Annotated in this window: 18 protein-coding genes; 9 read left to right on the top strand and 9 right to left on the bottom strand. The window is 63.0% G+C overall.

The genetic code is table 11. From position 1 onward, the window contains the following. Positions 1-104 precede the first annotated feature (104 nt). Positions 105-902, bottom strand: coding sequence for an IclR family transcriptional regulator (locus RlegSU303_RS02690; protein WP_231283421.1), 798 nt, complete (start codon positions 900-902; stop codon positions 105-107). A gap of 108 nt (positions 903-1,010) precedes the next feature. Between RlegSU303_RS02690 and RlegSU303_RS02685 the strand changes: the two genes are divergently transcribed. From RlegSU303_RS02685 to RlegSU303_RS02665, 5 genes are all read left to right on the top strand, one after another. Then, positions 1,011-1,772 carry an SDR family NAD(P)-dependent oxidoreductase gene (locus RlegSU303_RS02685; protein ID WP_231283839.1) on the top strand — a complete coding sequence of 254 codons (762 nt, stop codon included), beginning with the start codon at positions 1,011-1,013 and terminating at the stop codon, positions 1,770-1,772. After that, a complete protein-coding gene (locus RlegSU303_RS02680) occupies positions 1,772-2,689 on the top strand; it encodes a 2-dehydro-3-deoxygalactonokinase (protein WP_231283420.1) in 918 nt (305 codons plus the stop codon). Before RlegSU303_RS02685 ends, RlegSU303_RS02680 begins: the two co-directional genes overlap by 1 nt. Before the next feature lie 13 nt (positions 2,690-2,702). After that, entirely contained in the window at positions 2,703-3,344 is a 642-nt protein-coding gene (locus RlegSU303_RS02675; protein ID WP_129418091.1) for a 2-dehydro-3-deoxy-6-phosphogalactonate aldolase, read from the top strand. Continuing rightward, positions 3,341-4,228: an SMP-30/gluconolactonase/LRE family protein gene (locus RlegSU303_RS02670; RefSeq protein ID WP_017959170.1), complete on the top strand. Its 888-nt coding sequence runs from the start codon at positions 3,341-3,343 to the stop codon at positions 4,226-4,228. Before RlegSU303_RS02675 ends, RlegSU303_RS02670 begins: the two co-directional genes overlap by 4 nt. Before the next feature lie 231 nt (positions 4,229-4,459). Continuing rightward, positions 4,460-5,071 carry a PRC-barrel domain-containing protein gene (locus RlegSU303_RS02665; RefSeq protein ID WP_017959169.1) on the top strand — a complete coding sequence of 204 codons (612 nt, stop codon included), beginning with the start codon at positions 4,460-4,462 and terminating at the stop codon, positions 5,069-5,071. A 72-nt stretch (positions 5,072-5,143) separates the two neighbouring features. Here RlegSU303_RS02665 and RlegSU303_RS02660 read toward each other — a convergent pair whose 3' ends face one another. After that, a complete protein-coding gene (locus RlegSU303_RS02660; protein WP_017959168.1) occupies positions 5,144-6,508 on the bottom strand; it encodes a putative bifunctional diguanylate cyclase/phosphodiesterase in 1,365 nt (454 codons plus the stop codon). Positions 6,509-6,661: 153 nt separating this feature from the next. Further along, entirely contained in the window at positions 6,662-8,380 is a 1,719-nt protein-coding gene (locus tag RlegSU303_RS02655; RefSeq protein ID WP_222402863.1) for a response regulator, read from the bottom strand. A 183-nt stretch (positions 8,381-8,563) separates the two neighbouring features. Here RlegSU303_RS02655 and mutL point away from each other — a divergent pair, with 183 nt between their 5' ends. Together mutL and RlegSU303_RS02645 are read left to right on the top strand one after the other, a co-directional pair. Beyond that, positions 8,564-10,366: a DNA mismatch repair endonuclease MutL gene (gene mutL, locus RlegSU303_RS02650; protein ID WP_094086639.1), complete on the top strand. Its 1,803-nt coding sequence runs from the start codon at positions 8,564-8,566 to the stop codon at positions 10,364-10,366. 172 nt (positions 10,367-10,538) lie between these two features. Next, entirely contained in the window at positions 10,539-10,769 is a 231-nt protein-coding gene (locus tag RlegSU303_RS02645) for a DUF2093 domain-containing protein (RefSeq protein WP_003545832.1), read from the top strand. 68 nt (positions 10,770-10,837) lie between these two features. Here the strand turns inward: RlegSU303_RS02645 and lpxK are convergent, their stop codons facing one another. The 6 genes from lpxK to RlegSU303_RS02615 form a co-directional block, all read right to left on the bottom strand. Next, positions 10,838-11,902, bottom strand: a complete 1,065-nt coding sequence (gene lpxK / locus RlegSU303_RS02640) for a tetraacyldisaccharide 4'-kinase (RefSeq protein WP_017959165.1) — start codon at positions 11,900-11,902, stop codon at positions 10,838-10,840. Positions 11,903-12,060: 158 nt separating this feature from the next. After that, positions 12,061-12,783, bottom strand: a complete 723-nt coding sequence (locus RlegSU303_RS02635; protein ID WP_017959164.1) for an HAD family hydrolase — start codon at positions 12,781-12,783, stop codon at positions 12,061-12,063. Positions 12,784-12,792: 9 nt separating this feature from the next. Next, a complete protein-coding gene (gene waaA, locus RlegSU303_RS02630; protein ID WP_231283419.1) occupies positions 12,793-14,112 on the bottom strand; it encodes a lipid IV(A) 3-deoxy-D-manno-octulosonic acid transferase in 1,320 nt (439 codons plus the stop codon). Positions 14,113-14,284: 172 nt separating this feature from the next. After that, entirely contained in the window at positions 14,285-14,530 is a 246-nt protein-coding gene (locus RlegSU303_RS02625) for a DUF4170 domain-containing protein (RefSeq protein WP_003545820.1), read from the bottom strand. 61 nt (positions 14,531-14,591) lie between these two features. Further along, the gene (locus RlegSU303_RS02620; RefSeq protein ID WP_017959162.1) at positions 14,592-15,401 is read right to left on the bottom strand and encodes a 3'(2'),5'-bisphosphate nucleotidase CysQ; all 810 of its coding nucleotides are present in this window, start codon (positions 15,399-15,401) and stop codon (positions 14,592-14,594) included. Positions 15,402-15,416: 15 nt separating this feature from the next. Beyond that, positions 15,417-16,763: a TldD/PmbA family protein gene (locus RlegSU303_RS02615; RefSeq protein ID WP_094086641.1), complete on the bottom strand. Its 1,347-nt coding sequence runs from the start codon at positions 16,761-16,763 to the stop codon at positions 15,417-15,419. 119 nt (positions 16,764-16,882) lie between these two features. On the opposite strand from RlegSU303_RS02615, the gene RlegSU303_RS02610 reads away from it, so the two are divergent. Next, positions 16,883-18,697 (top strand): monovalent cation:proton antiporter-2 (CPA2) family protein, encoded by a 1,815-nt coding sequence (locus RlegSU303_RS02610; protein WP_094086642.1) that lies wholly within the window; start codon positions 16,883-16,885, stop codon positions 18,695-18,697. 91 nt (positions 18,698-18,788) lie between these two features. Further along, positions 18,789-19,196 carry a hypothetical protein gene (locus RlegSU303_RS02605; protein ID WP_094087674.1) on the top strand — a complete coding sequence of 136 codons (408 nt, stop codon included), beginning with the start codon at positions 18,789-18,791 and terminating at the stop codon, positions 19,194-19,196. The last annotated feature ends 16 nt before the right edge of the window (positions 19,197-19,212 follow it).

The raw sequence follows: 19,212 nt of genomic DNA, 5'->3' as shown, positions 1-19,212 counted from the left end.
GCGGACCGTTCTAGTTGTGGTGATTCGCCGGAAAATCTCAATATCGCGCTTATCATAAGCATGCTCTGCGATTACGTCCAGCAGTGGCCGACGGCGATCTTCCGTCAGCGGCGCGGACCGAGACGGACGCGCATGCCTTCCATGATGCTCGCAGCCGCCAGTTGCACCGGAACGGACCATTGGTGCAGAAGTTCCATCGATAAGCGATAGGCCGGGCCGGTAATCGAAATGCCACCCATAAAGGTCCGATCCTCCGACCAGATGGGTGCGGCAACGCAGCGGATGCCGGCCTCATGCTCTTCGCGGTCGAAGGCATAACCCTGATCGGCAATCTCGCGGATTTCGGCAAGCAGCGTTTTGGCGGAGACATGGGTCGAGGCGGTAAAGCTGGTGAAGCTCAGGCCGGCTAGCAGATCGACAAGGCTTTCGGCCGGCAGCAGCGAAAGGGCGGCCTTGCCGACGCCGGTGCAATAACAGGGCGAGGCATTGCCGATCTGCGAATACATACGTACCGGCTGGCGGCCTTCGACCTTATCGAGATAGATGATCGACTGGCCTCTCAGAACGCCGAGATGCACCGTCTCGCCGGTCGCCCGCTGCAGATCTCTCAGGTGCGGTTCGGCAATCAGGCGGAACTCGTTGCGCGCCCAGCTGCGCGCGGCGAAATCGAGCAGGCGCAGGCCAGGCGCATAACGGCCGTCGCCATCGAGCTCGAGCAGCCCCTCCTCGACCAGATGGGTGAGCTGGCGATGCAGCGTGCCGCGCGGCTGGCCGGCAAGGCCCAGGATATCGGTGAAACGCAGCGGCGCATCGGCATGGGTGACGAGATCGAGCAGAACCATCAGTTTGCCGAGCGTGCCGGTCTCGCGTGCCGGTGTTGTGTTTTCGCCGTTTGAACTCATCGCCTCGTCCGCCCTTGACAGAAAGGGCAGTGTAATTCGATAATTCCATATAGTCAAATTAAGTTCCAAATAATGGAACAATTCAGTCGGGAGGCGACGGTGACCACAATGGCAGCACAATTTCCCGAATTCAAAGACCGAGCCGTGCTGGTGACCGGCGGCGGATCGGGCATCGGTGCTGCGATCGTCGAAGGTTTCGCGCGCCACGGCGCCAAGGTCTCGTTCATCGATATCGCCGAGGCCGCCGGCCGCGAACTTGCCGAAAGACTGTCGCGGGAGACGGCGCATCCGGTCTCCTTTTACCATGCCGACCTGCGCGACATCGCGGCGATCCGGCGCACGGTCGATACCGTCATTGCCAATTCAGGGCCGATCCGCGTGCTGGTCAACAATGCCGCCTGGGACGACCGCCATGAATTCGACGCGGTGACCGAGGCCTATTGGGACAACAACCAGGCGGTCAACCTCAAGCACGTGTTCTTCACCTCGCAGGCAGCCGTGCCGTCGATGCGGTCGGCCGGCGGCGGGGCGATCATCAATATGTCGTCGATCGCCTTCAAGCTGAACATGGGCGGTTTTCCCGCCTACGCGGCGGCCAAGGCGGCGGTCGTCGGGCTGACGAAGAGTATGGCGGGCAGGCTCGGGCCGGAGAACATCCGGGTCAACTGCATCCTGCCCGGCATGGTGGTCACCGAGCGGCAGATGCAGCACTGGCTCACCGAGGAAAGCATTGCGCGCTCGGTCGAGGATCAGTGCCTGAAGGTTGCGCTCAAACCCGATGCGATCGTCGGTCCCTGCCTGTTTCTTGCATCCGACTGTGCGGCGGCGATAACCGCCCAGTCCCTGATTGTCGATGGAGGCGTTCTGTAATGACAAATCCCGCTTATGTCGCGGTGGACTGGGGCACCAGCAGTTTCCGGCTCTGGCTGATCGGCAGAGACGGCACCGTCCTTGCCGAACGCCGCAGCGGCGAAGGCATGACGAGCGCGGCAAAGACCGGCTTTTCCGCCGTGCTTGCCGGCCATCTCGCCGCCATCGAGGCGCCGGAAAACCTGCCGGTGATCGTCTGCGGCATGGCCGGCGCCAGGCAGGGCTGGGTCGAGGCCGGTTATATCGATGTGCCGGCGCCGCTCGCCTCGATCCTGACCGGGGCGGTCTCCGTGCCCGGCGAAAGCCGCGACATCCGCATCCTGCCGGGCCTTGCCCAGCGGGACATGGCGAGGCCCGACGTCATGCGCGGCGAGGAAACCCAGCTTCTCGGTGCGCTCGGCCGCGCAAGCTCAGGCGCGCAGGCGGTCTGCATGCCTGGCACGCATTCGAAATGGGTGCATGTGACGGACAGCAAGGCGACCGGCTTTTCGACCTTCATGACCGGCGAGCTTTTCGACGTCATCAGCAAACACACGATCCTTTCGCATGCCGTGGCCGGTGCGGAAGAGCAGCCGGCGGATGCGGCGGCTTTCGAGGTCGCGGTCTCGGCCGCTTTCGCACGCCCGGCCCTTGCCTCCAACCTGCTCTTTGCCGCCCGTTCCGGCCAGCTCCTGCACGGGATTTCTGCCGCTGCCGCACAAGCCCGGCTTTCCGGTACGCTGATCGGCCTCGAAATCGCCGGCGCGCTGCAGGATGCGGCAAACGGCACCACCATCACCCTCGTCGCCTCCGGGCGCCTGCAGGCGCTCTACGAACAGGCCTTCGGAACCCTCTCCCTTGCCTTCACCGCCATCGACGCCGACGCTGCCGTGCGCCGCGGGCTTTCGGCCGCTGCCGAAGCCATCTGGCCGAATTGAGAAAGCTGACACGATGAACCGTATCCCCTTCCCCGACATGAAGCGTCCGCTGATCGCCATCCTTCGCGGCATCCGGCCCGACGAGACAGAAAGCGTCGTCGGTGCTCTGATCGACAACGGCCTGACGGCGATCGAGATCCCGCTCAACTCGCCGGAACCGTTCAAATCCATCGAGATCGCCGCGAAGATGGCGCCGGCCGAAGTGCTGATCGGCGCCGGCACGGTGCTGACCGTCGAGGCGGTCGACAGCCTGCATGCGGCCGGCGGCAAGCTGCTGGTCACCCCGAATGTCGAACCCGAGGTGATCATCCGGGCGCGCGAATACGGCATGGTGACGATGCCGGGCGTCTTTACGCCGACCGAGGCGCTGGCAGCTGCGCGTGCCGGCGCCACCGGTCTCAAATTCTTTCCGGCCAGCGTGCTTGGCCCTTCCGGCATTACGGCGATCCGGGCAATCCTGCCGCCGGAGCTGACGATTGCCGCCGTCGGCGGTGTCTCGGACAAGAATTTCGGCGATTACACCAAGGCCGGCATCTTCGCCTTCGGCCTCGGCACCAGCATTTACAAGCCGGGAATGACCGCATCAGAGGTTGCCGAGCGCGCCAAGGCGACCATTTACGCCTATGATGCAGCCATTGGGAGCGTGAACGTATGACCGATATTTATGAGTTCGAGGGCAAAACACTTTGCAATACCAATTCCGTCCTCGGCGAAGGTCCGACCTATGATCCGGACAGCAACACCGTCTGGTGGTTCAACATTCTCGGCAAGGAACTGCACGAGCTCAATCTTTCGACGAGCGAGAAAAAGGTGCACCCGCTGCCTGTGATGGCGAGCGTGCTTGCTCGCATCGACGCCGGGCGGCAGCTGATCGCAACGGAAGAAGGGCTTTTCGTGCGCGACATCGCAAGCGGCAACCTGACCTTCTACGCCGCGCTCGAAAACGACAGGCCGGAAAACCGTTCGAATGATGGCCGCACGCATCCTTCCGGTGCGCTCTGGATCGGCACGATGAGCAAACGGGCGGAAAATCAGGCCGGCGCCATCTATCATGTCGCCAGCGGCAAGGTGACGAAGATCTTCAACGGTATCAGCATTCCGAATTCGATCTGCTTCTCGCCTGACGGAACGGTCGGCTATTATACGGATTCCCGCATCAACCGGCTGATGCGCGTCATGGTCGATCCGCTGACCGGCCTGCCTTCGGGCGAGCCGATCGTGCTCGTCGACAGCATGGACGACCCCGGCAGCATCGACGGCTCGGTGGTCGATGCCGACGGCTATCTGTGGAACGCGCGCTGGGGCGCCGGCGCCGTCGACCGCTATAGTCCGGACGGTCTGCGCATCTCGCGCTATATGGTTCCTGCCGTCCAGCCCTCCTGCCCTGCCTTCATCGGCGTCAATGCCGACCGGCTTGCGGTAACGACCGCCTGGGAAGGGCTGGACGAGGATGCCCGTTCGGCGCAGCCCAGTGCCGGCGCGCTTCTGGAACTCGGCATCGACGTCAAAGGCGTGTTCGATCCCGTCTATGTAATCTGATTTTTGCTTGTCATCGGTGATCAGAGGCGCTCCCCACCGGGGCGCCTTTTCTCGTTTTGGCGGCCACTCTTCGATAAATGTTCCGTGAGAATCGAGAAATTTTCCGTGTTTTCAACCGGAACCAATCGCGCCACCAGCCATTTTCCTTTCGAACTGACGCGGCAACGAGACCTGAAAACAGGTGTTGCCGGGTTAGCGGTTACTCTAAAGAAAAACGAAGGTAGGTTCGAAATGACACGCAAACTCTTGACGACCGTTGCCGCTGGCGCACTGTTTGCCACGGCTTTCGCACCGGCGGCATTTTCGCAGACGGCACCGCAGCCTGCGGACCCCGCCGCTCCGACCCAGGCGGCTCCCGCCGACCCGGCAGCACCGAAGCCGATGACGCCTGACGTCACCAAGCCCGCAGGCGATGCCGCACAGGCGCCGGCCGCAGCACCGACGGCAGATACGGCTCAGGCCGCCTATCTGACGGAGCAGGCTCCGGACCAGGTCAGCGCCAACACCTATATCGGCCAGTCGGTCTATAACGGCAACAACGAAAGCATCGGCAGCGTCAACGACCTGATCATGAAGAAGGATGGCGGCATGGTTGCCGCAATCGTTGGCGTCGGCGGCTTCCTTGGCATCGGCGAAAAGAATGTCGCCGTGCCTATGGAAAAGATCACCGTCGCGCAGAACACCCAGGACGGCAGCGTCAAGCTGACGACCAGCGAAACGGCTGAATCGCTGAAGGCTGCACCCGAGTTCAAGACGCTGGCAATGCTGGCCGCCGAAAAGGCTCCGGCTCCGGCTGCGACCGGCACCGATACCACGGCAACCGGCTCGACCACGCCTAAGTAATCCGCGCGCGGTAGTATAGCGTAGGCGATGGCGCTCTCAGGGGCGCCATCGTTTTTATGTGGCGCCATCGCTTTATGCGCTGGCACGCTCCATCATGGTCGGATCGTAATAGTTCTCGTGCAGGAAGCGCAGCGTGGCGATACCGTCGGCCGGACGGCCGAAGTGATAGCCCTGGCCCATGCCGCAGCCGAGCGTGCGCAACTTCACCGCCTCCGCATAATCCTCGATGCCTTCCGCTACGACTTCCAGCTCCAAGCCCTCGCACATGGTGAGGATCGCCTTGATGATGTGTTCGGAGGCGCGATCGGAATTGATGCGCGAGACGAAGGCACGGTCGATCTTGATCTTGTCGAAGATGAAGTCGCGCAGGCGCCCGAGGCTCGACTGGCCGGTGCCGAAATCGTCGAGCGAGATGCGCACACCGGCGGCGCGCAGATCGGCGATGATGCGATGAGCGGTATCGGCCGAACTCATCACCGCGGTCTCTGTGATCTCCAGCTCCAGGCGATGCGGATCGAAGCCGACGCGGCCGAGGATCGACAGGACGCTGCTGCTCGTGCCCGGATCCATCAGCTGGGCCGAGGAAAGATTGAACGACAGGAAGAGTTCGCGCGGCCAAGAGAGCGCTGCCTCGGCGGCTTTGCGCAGCAACGCCTCCGACAGCGCATCGATGAAGCCGCGTTCTTCGGCGAGCGGCACGAAGACGCCGGGCGACACGAAGCCGAGATCGGGATCGTTCCAGCGGGCGAGCGCCTCGAAGCCGACGACCTGATTGTTGGACAGCGAGACGATCGGCTGGAAATGCACGTCGATCGCGTCGGAGATGATGGCGTTTCTGAGCGCCTGCTCCAGCTGTGTCGCGCGCTTCATCTCCTGGGCGATTTCGCGCGAATAGACGGTGATCTGGCCGCGGCCGCGGCGCTTGGAACGGTAGAGGGCGGTTTCGGCGCTCTTCAGCAGTTCCTCGCAATCCTCTCCGGCGAAGGGATAGATGGAAAAGCCGAGGGAGGCGGAGAGACGAACGTTGCGGTCACCGAGGTCATAAGGCGCCGACAGCACCTCGCGGATCATCTGGCCGAATTTCTCGGCACTCGCCCGCTCGAAAATCAACGGCAGCACGAAGGCGAATTCGTCGCCATCGTGGCGGGTAACCAGCGCGCCGTCAGGAATGCAGGCCCTGAGACGATGGGCGACCTGACAGAGGATTTCATCGCCGGCTGTCGAGCCGAACAAATCGTTGATCGGCTTGAAACTGTCGAGGTTGACGATGCCGATGGTGAAGGGGGCCGGATCGCTGGCGCGCTCGGAAGAGATCTGCAAGACCTTGTCGCGCATGCGATTGCGGTTGCCCAATCCGGTCAGCGGATCGGTATAGGCCATCGCCTGAAGCTCATTCTGACCGACGGTCAAGAAAGCTATGTCCGCCGATTTCATCATCCAAACCCGAGCTTTCCTCCGGAGCCATGCAGAAGAATGACCGGCAGGTCTTAACAATTTGATAGTAAATCAGCGACATAGCCGCCTGAACCTCCCCAAAATCTAGGGAATTGACGGGTATTTTGGCGCCTGCACACTTTTGCGCGGCAGGTTTCAGTTTTGAGCCCGCATGGGTTCATTCATTAGGTATTTCTGAAATATAGTTTCCAGCATGTCAGGGCTGACGGGTTTCATGATGACGTCGTCCATGCCCGATTTGACGCATTCGGCGCGGTCACGCTCGAAGGCCTGGGTGAGCACGCCGATGATCGGGGTGCGGGTGCCACCGCCGGTTTCCTCCATCTGTCGGATGAGGCGGGCGGCCTCGAAGCCGTTGAAGCCCGGCAGGGAAATATCCATCAGCACGATCTGCGGCCGGTGCTCGGCCCACAGGCGCACGGCCTCGTCGCCGGTCGCCGCAAGCATGTGGCGATAGCCGAGACCTTCGAGGATCTGTGAAAAGACGATCTGATTGATATCATTGTCTTCGGCGACGAGAACCTGCAGGCCGACCGGATCGTCGGAAATGGTGATTTCCCAATCCGCATCCGAACCGGCGCTGCGGCTGTTGCGATTGAAATGGCGGGCAATCTGGAAGGTGAGCTCGTTGGCGATCTGGAAACCGTCCATGACGAGCGCCGGGATGCCGTATTGCTCGGCAAGCTCGAGGCAGCGCATGCCCATCTGATTGTCGATGATCAGAAGATCGAGCGAGATGCCGGAGGAGGTGGCGATTTCCAGAAACCGCTCCTCTTCGTCCTCGCCGCGGACCGAGCAGGATTCGAAGCCGTATTTCGTCAGCGTCCGCAGCGCGGCCGTCTCGGCGGCGAGGTCGGCCGTGACGACGAGGACCTTGCGGCCGGAGAAATTCTCCGGAACGATCGCTTCCATCGCCGCCGGTTCGCGCCGCGCGATGCCGGTTGGTACCGGTACATAGGCCCGTCGATAGCTTTGATTGCTGGAGGCGGTGATCGCGGACGCTTGACCGAACTCGTCGAGATCGGCGCCGTCGCGCGGCAGGTCCTGCATGGTCGACACCAGGAAGTAGCGGCCAGGCTTGCCGATGCGGTGCTTCCGACTGACGATATCGCGCTCGATGCCGTCGCGGGAGATCTGCCGCTGGCGGGAGACGGACATCTCGCCGGTCTCCAGCACATGGCGGTCGCTTTCTTCGAAGCGCTTGGCGATCTCTTCTGAAAAAAGATCGCCGCTCTTGCGCCCGAGCACCTCGTCGGCGCTTGTCTGATATTTCTCGCAGAAGGCGAGATTCACCGCGACATAGGTGAGGTTGCGATCCTTGACGAAGAGCGGGAACGGCAGATTGTCGAGAATGTCCTCGGTGAGCTGCACCCGCTCCAGATCGGAGCGCCATTGCTCTTCGCGCTTCTTGTTCTCGGAAATGTCGGAGATGATGGTGACGCCGTAACCGCCGGGCAGCCTGCGCTTGACGAAGCGGACCCAGCTATCGGCACCGTGGCGCTCGACGGCGTCGAAGCGCTCGCGCCAATGCGAGGCGATTTTCTGCGACAGCCAGTCTTCGCGGCTCAGCGAGCCACCCTGCCTGACATCAAACTGCTGGCGAATGCCGGTGTCGTACATCGCGCCGAGGAAATCGCGAAGCCGCGTGCCCGGCTTCAGCATCTCGGCGGGCAGCGGAAAGAAATCGAGGGTTTGGCGGCTTGCAAAGATCAGGTGATCGTTTTTGTCGTAGATGATGAAAGCCGCCGAAAGGCTGTCGCACACCACATCGAAAAGCGCCGTCTGCAGATCGGCCTCGGCGGGAGCCCCATCCATTTCTGATGATGTGTCCGCCTTTTCGAAGCCGGCACTCATTCTATTGCGTCCCACATCTGTTCGATTTCGCAGCTTCCGGAGGTATGTGATTAGAAATGCCATTTTTATGTTAAAACCGGCTTAACATTACCTATTCCCAAATTTGGCGGAGCCCCGGATCACGTTTCGGGAAAGCCTGTCGAGACCCCTTCCCTCCGGCCCGCGAATCCCCGAAAATAGCCCATGGCCATCAGACAGCTTTCCGAAACGCTCATCAACCAGATCGCCGCCGGCGAAGTCATCGAACGGCCGGCGAGTGCTGCCAAGGAACTGATCGAAAACGCACTCGACGCGGGCGCGACGCGCATAGAAGTCGCCACCTCAGGCGGCGGCAAGGCGCTGTTGCGCGTCAGCGACAACGGCTCGGGAATGGACGCGGCCGATCTAGAACTGGCGGTCAGGCGCCACTGCACCTCGAAGATATCGGAGACGCTCGAGGATATCCGCACGCTCGGCTTCCGCGGTGAGGCGCTGCCCTCGATCGGCTCGGTCGCGAGGCTCAGCATCGCAAGCCGCAGGCGCGACAGCGCTGGCGGCCACGAGATTGCCGTTGCCGGCGGCAAGATCGCGCATCTGCGCCCCGCCGCCGCCAATCCCGGGACGATCGTCGAAGTGCGCGACCTTTTCTTCGCCACACCCGCCCGGCTCAAATTCCTGAAGACTGAAAAAGCCGAGGCCGGCGCCATCACCGAAATCGTCAAGCGCATGGCGATCGCCTTTCCGGCCGTGCGTTTCGTGCTGTCGGGCTCGGACCGCACGACGCTGGAATTTCCAGCGACCGGCGACGATCATCTGGCCCGCATGGCGCAGGTGCTCGGCAAGGAGTTCCGCGACAACGCCATTGCGCTCGACGCCATGCGCGAAGAGATCGCGCTGACCGGCTTTGCCGGCGTGCCGACCTTCAATCGCGGCAACTCCGCCCATCAATATGCCTTCGTCAACGGCCGGCCGGTGCAGGACAAGCTGATCCTCTCGGCGATCCGCGGCGCCTATGCCGAGACGATCCCATCCGGACGCCATCCGGTGGCGGTCCTGTCGATCGCGCTCGATCCCGGTCTCGTCGACGTCAACGTGCATCCGGCAAAATCCGACGTGCGCTTCCGCGCCCCTGGCCTGGTGCGCGGCCTGATCGTCGGCGCCATCCGCGAGGCCTTGGCGCGCGACGGCAGCCGGGCGGCAACGACCGGTGCGAACGACATGCTGCGCTCCTTCCGCCCCGGCTTCCAGCCGCACGCTCAACGGCCGCAGACACCATGGTCGGCCGAGACCTCGCCCTCCCGGCCCTATCAGCCGACAACGGGTTTCGGCGAGCGGCCACAGGCGTCCTTCGACGGACTTTCGATGCCGGCGGCGCGGGCCGAGCCGCAGTTTTCGCCGCAGCCGGCAGCCGCCGAACCAAACGCGCGGTATCCGCTCGGTGCGGCGCGGGCGCAGATCCACGCAAACTACATCGTCGCCCAGACCGAAGATGGGCTCGTCATCGTCGACCAGCATGCAGCACACGAGCGGCTGGTCTTCGAGGCGATGCGCAAGGCGCTGCATTCGAAGCGGCTGGCCTCGCAGGTGCTGCTCATCCCCGAGATCATCGATATTCCGGAAGAGGACTGCGACCGGCTGATGCAGCACGCCGCCGAGCTTTCCGAACTCGGCCTGGCGATCGAGCGTTTCGGCCCTGGGGCGATTGCCGTGCGGGAGACGCCGGCGATGCTCGGCGAGGTCGATGCGCATGGGCTGATCCGCCAGCTCGCCGACGAGATTGCCGAATGGGACACGGCGTCGGGCCTGTCGGCCAAGCTCGAATATGTGGCGGCGACCATGGCCTGCCACGGATCGGTGCGCTCCGGACGGCGGCTGCGGCCGGAGGAAATGAACGCGCTGCTCCGGGAGATGGAAGTGACGCCCGGCTCCGGCCAATGCAATCACGGCCGGCCGACCTATATCGAATTGAAGCTCAGCGATATCGAACGGCTTTTCGGCAGAAGCTAAAAAAGCTGGAAAAGCGACCCTTGCGGGAGTATGGCAAACTAAGGCGTGTCGCGATCTTTCAGATCGCTTGGCCCACGCTTTAGGTCTTTGATGTTCCGCATGTCGTGATCGCAAAACCGCGGCACAGTTTTGCGCGACATGCTCTAATGACAGACTACAGGGAACGGAGCGCATGAATTTGTTCGAAGGGCACGGAAACCGCGAAGCGAAGATCCGGTATCTCGATGGCGATTTCCAGATTCTCTCGCCCGGCTCCTATGTCGTCTGCGCGATGACGGGGAAACAGATCCCGCTCGACGAATTGCGCTATTGGAGCGTCGCCCGGCAGGAACCTTATGCCGACGTGATCTCGGCCATCGATGCCGACAAACGCGCCGGCGTGCTGCCGAACCAGCGGCGCTAGACCGGCTCAGCTTTTCGTGGAATTGCAGAACGGCTCTCGCTTTTTACGCAATTCCCGGCAAAACCGCTTCACACTTTTCCTGGAACTGCCTTAGCCGCAGTTTTGATCTCCCGCAGCCGCCGCTCGCGGCAAGCGACGATCGCCCGGTCGATGATGAGGCTGGGGGCGAGGTGATCCTCGAAGACCATGTCGACCTCGATCACCCGGCTCTTTTCGACGAGCCGCGCCGCCTTGCCGTGATGGCCGGAAAGGCGGACGAAATCCTTGGAGGTGGTGACGATCATGAGAGCTTGACGCTCGGCGGTCGTCAGGATGTCGTCGATCTCCTCCTCGGTCAGGTGCTCGTGGTCGCCGAAGGACTTGGCGACGACGATCTCGGCGCCACGGGATTCCACCGTGCGGAAGAATTTGGCGGGATCGGCAATGCCGGCAAAGGCGAGCACCTTGGTGCCGGCCAGCGTATTGTCGCCCCGGACTTTCAGCGATGCGGTGAAATAGGGCTTTGCCGCGCGCGCCGCCATGCGGACGATCCTGTCGGCGGCGTTGCCGCCGCCAACCTTCAGCAAAGCGGTCGCAGACCGCAACTGCTGGCGGATCGGCGCGCGGACCGGGCCACCCGGCACGATATGGCCGTTGCCGAGGCCGCGCGTCGCGTCGATGACGAGCAGGGCGTAGTCGATCGCCAGCCGGGCACTCTGGAAACCGTCGTCCATGATGATGAGATCGGCGCCCTCCGCCACCAGGCGCTGAGCCCCTTCGACGCGCCGGCGGGAAATCACCGTCAGCGCTTCCTGGGCAAGCAGCAAGGGCTCGTCGCCGACGGCAATCGCCCGGTGATGATCGGGGTCGACCACGGTCGTCACATCGAGCGAGCCGCCGTAACCCCTGCTGAGAAAGCCGGGCTTCAGCCCCTTCGCCTTGGCGGCACGGGCAATCGTCAGCGCCGTCGGCGTCTTGCCGGCGCCGCCGACGGTGAAATTGCCGACGCAGATGACGGGAACAGGAACGGAGGCGCGGCGCGCATGGGCCATGCGGTGGCCGGCGATACGGCCATAGAGAAAAGAAAGCGGCAGCAGCAGCCAGGCCCGCCAATCGGCTTTCCTCCACCAGAACGGTGGCGCTTCAGATATCATCTTGCCGTCCCGCTCCCCTGTCCGGCTTGTTCTCACGCAATCCCGGACGCAAAACCGCTGTGCACTTTTGCTGGAATTGCTTTAGCCACAGCCAGTCCCCTGCTTGTCGATCGCGGGATTGAGAGGCCAAAACCTGAAAAAATGCAAGCCCTTACCCGTCAGGCGGGCTGCAGGTCCGGCAGCAGGGTCTCGATGGCGGTGATATCGTCGAGCACATGATCGGCCGCGGCGGCAAGCGTCTCCCGCGAGCCGGTGCCGGTCAGCACCGCGATCCTCAGGCCGGTGCCGGCATTCAGACCCATGTGCAGATCGTGATTGTTGTCGCCGACCATGGCGACCTCTTCAGGCAAAAGACCGGTCGCGGCGCAGAAGCCGAGCACCATGCCCGGCTCCGGCTTGACGCCGAAACCACTGTCATATCCGGCGATGTAATCGATATAGCGGGCAAAACCGAAACGTTCCGCCGTCTGGCGGATCGAGCGCTCATTGTCGCTGGAGGCGACACCGAGCTTGAAGCCCCGCCGATGCAGCCGCGCGAAGAAGCCGGCGAGGTCGGTCACCGGCACGGAAAATTCGGCGGCGCTGGAAAAGAGGTCGTCGAGGCGGACCGTCAGCTCGTCGACATCGACCATCGAACCCGCCGCAACGAGGCCCTCGGCGATCTGGCGGGTATTGCCGGCGGCAAGCAGGCTGTCGGGAACGATATGGCCGGTCACCGGATCCATGCCGCAGGCCGACAGCAGCCGGTTGGCGAGAAGCTCATCCCCTTTGGCGGCGATGCGGGCAAGCTCGCGGTTGACCGGCAGCCAGCTCTCGTCATAGTCGAGCAGCGTGCCGTCCTTGTCGAAGAGGATGCCTTTGATAGGGGACGCTGCCGACATCTTCGCTCCTCAGACCTGGGCCACGGCCTTGGGCAGCAGCCGCGCCTTCACCGTCAGCGGATTGATATAGGGTTCCAGCCCCTTTACCGTCGCCGTCAGCGCGCCGCGCATCTCGTGCACGGCAGTGATGCCGGCCTCGATCATGTTGCGGCGGGCGTCGTCGTTGATCAGCAGATAATGCACGCCCTTGGCCAGCATTTCAGTATCGCGCACCATGCGGGCGCTGCCGCTGCGGGCAAGCTTCTGATAGGCATCGCGGAAATTCTGCACATGGCCGCCGGAGAGAATGGCGCAGCCGAGCATGGCGGGCTCCAGCGGGTTCTGGCCGCCTTCGGCAAAGAGCGAACGGCCGACGAAGGCGATTTCCGTCAGTCTCAAATAGAGGCCCATTTCACCGATCGTGTCGCCGAGGAAGATATCGACATCGGCCGACAAGACATCGTCGCGGGTACGGCGGGCGACCTTCAGCCCCTGCTTGACAAGCGCCGCCTCGATCTCGTCGCTGCGCTCGGGATGGCGCGGCACGATGATGGTCAATTGATGGTCGCGCTCCCTGAGCGCCCGGTGAACGATGGCGGCGGCATTCTCCTCGCCGTCGAAGGTTGAGATCGCCGCCCAGGTCTTGCGCTTGCCGATCTGCTTCTTGTAGCGGGCAAGGACAGCGCTGTCATAAGGTGGTGCGTCGGTATCGACCTTCAGATTACCCGAGGTGATGACGGGAACCGCGCCGAGATCGCGGAAACGTTCGGCATCGACATCCGACTGGGCGATGACGAGAGCAAGGTTCTCGAACAAGGCTTCGGCGATCGCCGGGCGGCGGCGCCAGCGGGCAAAGGAACGGTCCGACATGCGGGCATTGATCAGGATCTGCGGAATGCGGCGGTGGCCGAGTTCCAGCACCGTTGCCGGCCAGATCTCGGATTCGGCGATGATGGCGCAATCGGGCTGCCAGTAATCGAGGAAGCGGCTGACGGAGGGTTTCAGATCGAGCGGCACATATTGATGGATCGCTTCCTGGCCGAGGCGCTCGGCGGCGAGCTTGGCCGACGTGATGGTGCCGGTCGTCAGGATGACATGGATATCGCGGCGGCGGATTTCGCGGATCAGCGGGATGACGGCGTTGGTTTCACCGACGCTTGCGGCATGGAACCAGACGAGCGGCCCTTGCGGCCGGTTGGCGCTCGGATAACCGAAGCGTTCCAGGCGGCGGGCCCTATCTTCCTTGCCCTTGGCCGTGCGGTAGGTGATATAGAGGCCGACGACAGGAGAGGCCACGGTTCCCGCCAGACGGTATGCGTTCAGACCGAACCGCGCCATCCGGGAACTCATCGCGCCAGCCTCCGATCAAAACCGATCGACATCAAACCCATTCCCTAATTATCGTTGCGGCCGCAATGGCCGATTAATTTGTTCAGAATGCGTCAAACAATCCGGATCGACGGGCGCGCGCCATGCAGCAAAGCCCGCTCGACGAGCGGCCGGCCGGCGGCACTTGCTAAGCTCAGCCCTTGGGCTTTTCCTGCGGATCGAGCAAACGATGCATGTGGACGATGAAGTAGCGCATATGCGCATTGTCGACCGTCTGCTGCGCCTTCGACTTCCACGCCGTCAGCGCCGTGGCATAATCCGGGAAAATGCCGACGATATCGAGACCCTGCAGGTCACGGAACTGGACGTCATCGAGGCTTTCCAGTTCGCCGCCAAAAACGAGATGCAGAAGCTGCTTCTTGTCACCGGAGTCAGTCATTTTTTCTTCTCTTTCTGCCTATTCTCCTCCGCCACCCATCTGCGGGATTTTGACGGAAACGTCAACTGTCTCGTCGCCCCGCAAAGGCCGCGAGGAATTCACTGATGCGGGGTGTTGGGGCCGCACAGAGGACCTTGTGGGTGACCTCAGTGCGGTTGTAGACGATCGGTTCGCCTTCGAGGTCGACGAGGCCGCCACCGGCGCAGACAAGGATCAGATCGGCAGCGGCAAGGTCCCAATCATGTGAATTGCCCTTGACGAAGGTGCCTTCGAGACGACCGTCCGCCACCATCGCGATGCGATAGGCGAGCGAGGGAATATATTTTTCGCGTGTCACCCGGTCACGGAACGCCGGCGGAAAGGTCTTCAGCAGGTCTTCACCGATCGCAAGGCGGCTCATCTCTTCCGGTCCGGCGGCCGAGACGGTGCAGGGAACGCCGTTCTTCAGCGCCACGCCGCCCTCGACCGCCTCATAGAGCTCTTCGAGCGCCGGGGCATAGAGCACGCCGGCGACCGGCCGGCCGCGATGAACGACCGCGACGCTGACGCACCAGACCTTCTGCCCGCCGAGGAAGGCGCGCGTGCCGTCGATCGGATCGATGATGAACAGTGTCTCGCGTGAGAGACGGTCGGCATCGTCGTCGGTTTCTTCCGACAGCCAGCCATAATCCGGCCGAGCCTTGCGCAGGATGGTCTCGAGCGTCTTGTTGGCGGCGAAATCGGCGGCGCTGACGGGAGACCGGTCTTCGTTCTTCCACCAGACCTCGGGAGACTGGTTGAAGAAGCCGAAAGCGACGGCGCCCGCCTCTTTCGCAGCATCGACGATCAGCGTCAGATCGCTCTGCCAGCGGGCCTTTTCCTTATCGTTCATCCCGTCATCCGTTTCTCAGCGCCCTGCGAGTGTCATGCCTTCGATGGCGAAGGTCGGGGCCGCGACGCCGAACTTGCGGTCGATGTCGTTTGCCGGCGTCAGGCGCATGAACATCTCCTTGAGGTTCGAGGCGATCGTCACCTCGGAGACCGGGAAGGTCAGTTCGCCGTTCTCGATCCAGAAGCCGGTGGCGCCGCGGCTGTATTCGCCGGTGATCATGTTGACGCCGTGGCCGATCAATTCGGTGACATAAAAACCGTTGCCGACGCTGCGGATCAGATCCTCCGGCGAGATGTCGCCGGGTTCCAGCGCAAGGTTGGTGGAGGACGGCGAGACGGCGCTGCCGCCTCGCACGCCGCGGCCGTTGGTTTCGAGACCGAGCTCGCGCGCCGTCGAGGTCGAAAGGAACCAGTGCTTCAAGACACCATCCTCGATCATCACCAGCCGCTCGCCGGACACGCCCTCGCCGTCGAAGGGCCGCGAGGAAGGCCCCCGCACGATCAGCGGATCGTCGGTGATCGACAGGCCTGATTTCAGCACCTGCTGACCCATCCTGTCGCGAAGGAAACTGGACTTGCGGGCGACGGAAGCACCATTGATCGCACCGGCGATATGGCCGACGAAGCCGCGGGCGACACGCGGGTCGAAGATGACGGTGACGTCCTTGCCGGTCGGCACCTGGCGCGGATTGACGCGCTTGATCACCCGTTCGGCTGCGCGACGGCCGATTTCAGAGGGATCGTCGAGCTCGGCATAATAGAGGCGGCTGTCGAAATCATAATCGCGCTCCATGCCAGTGCCTTCGCCTGATATGACGCTGACGGAATGGCCGAAACGCGAAGCCATGTAACTGCCTTCGAACCCGTGCGAGGTGGCAAGAACGAGGCCGCCCATGCCGGCAGAGGCGCCGGCCCCGGAGGAATTGGTGACACCCTTGACCGCAAGCGCGGCTGCTTCAGCGGCAAGAGCCGCCTCGCGCAGCATCTCGGAGGAGACCTCGGTGGTATCGAGCAATTGCAGGTCGGGATAGGATCTCGAAAGGCTCGCCTCATCCGCCAGGCAGGCGAAAGGGTCTTCCGGGGAAACCTTGGCCATGGCGACGGCGCGTTCGGCCAGCGCCTGAAGATCGAAGCCCGGATTGGCCGAAACGCTGGCGACCCGCTTGCCGATGAAGACGCGCAGGGAAAAATCGTCGTTTTCGGAGGATTCCGTTCCCTCGACCTTGCCGAGGCGGACGCTGACCGATTGCGAGCGCGACCGGACGACGACGGCATCGGCGGCATCGGCCCCTGCCTTCCTTGCCAGATCGATCAATTGACTTGCGCGGGAAAGAAGTGTCGAGGAATCAATTTCAGAGGACATGATTTGGCCTTTCCTTCGGCTTCCATTTATTGTGCACTCTCCCAAGCATCAAGGCCGCCGCCTCCGATTCTTTACCGGGGCTGCCAGCGTGCTCCCCGCCGTTGAAAGAAATTGTCAGCATGTCAGCGCCCAATGCCCTTTTTTCCGAAACGATCCTGCTGCTTGGCGGGGCGGTGGTCGCCGCTCCGATCTTCAAGAAACTCGGGCTCGGCACGGTGCTCGGCTATCTCGCCGCAGGCATCGTCATCGGCCCGGTCTTCCATGGCATCACCGATGGCGAACAAATCCTCGCCGTCGCCGAACTCGGCGTCGTCTTCCTGCTGTTCATCATCGGACTGGAGCTGAAACCCACCCGCCTCTGGCAGATGCGGCGCGATATCTTCGGCCTCGGCACGGCGCAGGTGGTGCTGACGGGGCTGGCGCTGACCGCGCTTGCCTGGTTTTCTGAGGTTCTCGACTGGCGCGGCAGCATCGTTGCCGGATTTGGCCTGGCGCTGTCTTCGACCGCCTTCGCCATGCAGATCCTCGAGGGCGATGGCGACGTCAATACGCGATACGGGCAGCGCTCCTTTTCGATGCTGCTGTTCCAGGACCTGGCGATCGTGCCGCTGCTGGCGCTGATCACCATCCTCGACGGCGGCGACAAGGGCAGCAACGCGCCGCTGCTGGATTTCGCCGTCGCCGTCGGCGCGGTTGCGGCGATGATCGTCATGGGGCGCTACCTGCTGACGCCGCTCTTCCAGATCATCGCCCGTACCGGGGCGCGCGAAGCAATGATCGCGGCTGCCCTCTTCGTCGTCATGGGGTCGGCGAGCCTGATGCAGCTGGCCGGGCTTTCGATGGCGATGGGCGCCTTCCTTTCCGGCGTGATGCTTGCCGAATCCTCCTACCGACACGAGCTGGAGGCGGATATCGAGCCCTTCCGCGGCGTACTGCTCGCTATCTTCTTCATCGCCGTCGGCCTGTCGCTGGAGCTCGACGTTCTCGCCGACAACGCGGTCTTCGTCATCGTCGCCGTGCCGATCGTCATGGCCGTCAAGGCGATCGTCATCTATGGGCTCTGCCGGATCTCCGGCTCCCCGCACAACGATGCGATCCGCATCGCCTTCCTGCTGCCGCAGGGCGGCGAATTCGGCTTCGTGCTGTTCACCACGGCGGCTGCAGCCGGCCTGATGTCGACGAGCACGGCCTCGCTGCTGGTCGCGATCGTCACGCTGTCCATGGCGCTGACGCCGATCGGCTCGGCCCTTTCGAAGCGGCTGCTGAGCGGCGACGAGCAGGAGGAGCTGGACGAGGATTTCGAGGGGGCCGGCGCCGACGTGCTGATGGTCGGCTTCTCGCGTTTCGGCCAGATCGCCGCCCAGATCCTGCTTGCCGGCGGGCGCAGCGTCACTGTGATCGATTTTTCGGCCGACCGCATCCGCCAGGCCTCCTCCTTCGGCTTCCGCATCTATTTCGGCGACGGCGCCCGCAAGGATGTGCTGCGCTCGGCCGGCATCGACCGGGCGAAGATCGTGCTCGTCTGCACGCAGAAGAAGGAAATCACCGACAAGGTGGTGGAACTGGTGCAGGCCGACTATCCGCACACCCGGCTCTACGTGCGCTCCTACGACCGCGTCCATTCGATCGAACTTCGCAACAAGGGCGTCGACTACGAGCTGCGCGAAACATTGGAATCGGGCCTGCTCTTCGGACGGCGAACGCTGGAGGCGCTCGGCGTTTCCGAGGTCGACGCCTACGAAATCGGCGAGGATATCCGCAAGCGCGACGAGGCACGCCTGGTGCTGCAGGTGTCCGAAGGGCTGCAGGCCGGGCGCGACATGCTATTTTCCCACCCTGTCCGCCCCGAACCGCTGGTCAAGCCGAAGCGTGCTGCTGATCCTTTCGAGGACGATCCGCTGGCCGGAACCGCGGATGCGACGGCGGATGCCTGATCGCCCCTGACCGGCTTGCGAAATTGACGCATTGAATATCAAGGGGGCGGCGTTTATCAAACGCGCGATCGGAGCGATCCAAGAGGGAAACTTGATCAAACGGGCGACACAGATCGAACAATGGGCGCTGCGCATCCTGTGCGCGGTCGCATTGGTGTTCGTCGGCTTCGCCCATCAGCTGCCCGCCGCAGAGGCCGGCGAATTTGATCCAGCCGAACTCGGCCAATATGTGCTTCCGGACGGGACGCTGCCGACGCTATGCGTCACCACGACGGAGAAATCCGGTCAGAGCCAGCACGACAAGGGGCATTCGCATGGTTGCGAAGCCTGCCGGATCAGCACCGCCATTCTCCTGCCGGCGCCGGCGGACATCGCCGGTGCCGCCATACCCTTTGCGGCTGCGGTTGAACTGCCGATCCGGACCGAGGCCTTCCATCGCCAGCTTTTCCCGCCCAATACCGGTCCCCGGGCTCCTCCTTCCGATCCGATCCCTGCCTGAACTTCGCGTTGCGGCA

Source organism: Rhizobium sp. SU303, from assembly GCF_021052345.1.
GTDB classification, from domain to species: Bacteria; Pseudomonadota; Alphaproteobacteria; order Rhizobiales; family Rhizobiaceae; genus Rhizobium; species Rhizobium laguerreae.
The sequence above is the reverse complement of the archived record's forward strand: the minus strand, read 5'-3'. Positions and strand labels throughout refer to the sequence as shown.

Excerpts from the sequence above, each read along its gene's own strand:
- waaA (WP_231283419.1), bottom strand. The coding sequence starts at position 14,112 with ATGAGTTCCCGGATGGCGCGGTTCGGTCTGAACGCATACCGTCTGGCG.
- RlegSU303_RS02635 (WP_017959164.1), bottom strand. The coding sequence starts at position 12,783 with ATGTCGGCAGCGTCCCCTATCAAAGGCATCCTCTTCGACAAGGACGGC.
- RlegSU303_RS02615 (WP_094086641.1), bottom strand. The coding sequence starts at position 16,763 with ATGTCCTCTGAAATTGATTCCTCGACACTTCTTTCCCGCGCAAGTCAA.
- RlegSU303_RS02620 (WP_017959162.1), bottom strand. The coding sequence starts at position 15,401 with ATGAACGATAAGGAAAAGGCCCGCTGGCAGAGCGATCTGACGCTGATC.
- RlegSU303_RS02645 (WP_003545832.1), top strand. The coding sequence starts at position 10,539 with ATGAATTTGTTCGAAGGGCACGGAAACCGCGAAGCGAAGATCCGGTAT.
- RlegSU303_RS02675 (WP_129418091.1), top strand. The coding sequence starts at position 2,703 with ATGAACCGTATCCCCTTCCCCGACATGAAGCGTCCGCTGATCGCCATC.
- RlegSU303_RS02670 (WP_017959170.1), top strand. The coding sequence starts at position 3,341 with ATGACCGATATTTATGAGTTCGAGGGCAAAACACTTTGCAATACCAAT.
- RlegSU303_RS02625 (WP_003545820.1), bottom strand. The coding sequence starts at position 14,530 with ATGACTGACTCCGGTGACAAGAAGCAGCTTCTGCATCTCGTTTTTGGC.
- RlegSU303_RS02665 (WP_017959169.1), top strand. The coding sequence starts at position 4,460 with ATGACACGCAAACTCTTGACGACCGTTGCCGCTGGCGCACTGTTTGCC.
- lpxK (WP_017959165.1), bottom strand. The coding sequence starts at position 11,902 with ATGATATCTGAAGCGCCACCGTTCTGGTGGAGGAAAGCCGATTGGCGG.
- mutL (WP_094086639.1), top strand. The coding sequence starts at position 8,564 with ATGGCCATCAGACAGCTTTCCGAAACGCTCATCAACCAGATCGCCGCC.
- RlegSU303_RS02690 (WP_231283421.1), bottom strand. The coding sequence starts at position 902 with ATGAGTTCAAACGGCGAAAACACAACACCGGCACGCGAGACCGGCACG.
- RlegSU303_RS02610 (WP_094086642.1), top strand. The coding sequence starts at position 16,883 with ATGTCAGCGCCCAATGCCCTTTTTTCCGAAACGATCCTGCTGCTTGGC.
- RlegSU303_RS02660 (WP_017959168.1), bottom strand. The coding sequence starts at position 6,508 with ATGATGAAATCGGCGGACATAGCTTTCTTGACCGTCGGTCAGAATGAG.
- RlegSU303_RS02680 (WP_231283420.1), top strand. The coding sequence starts at position 1,772 with ATGACAAATCCCGCTTATGTCGCGGTGGACTGGGGCACCAGCAGTTTC.
- RlegSU303_RS02655 (WP_222402863.1), bottom strand. The coding sequence starts at position 8,380 with ATGAGTGCCGGCTTCGAAAAGGCGGACACATCATCAGAAATGGATGGG.
- RlegSU303_RS02685 (WP_231283839.1), top strand. The coding sequence starts at position 1,011 with ATGGCAGCACAATTTCCCGAATTCAAAGACCGAGCCGTGCTGGTGACC.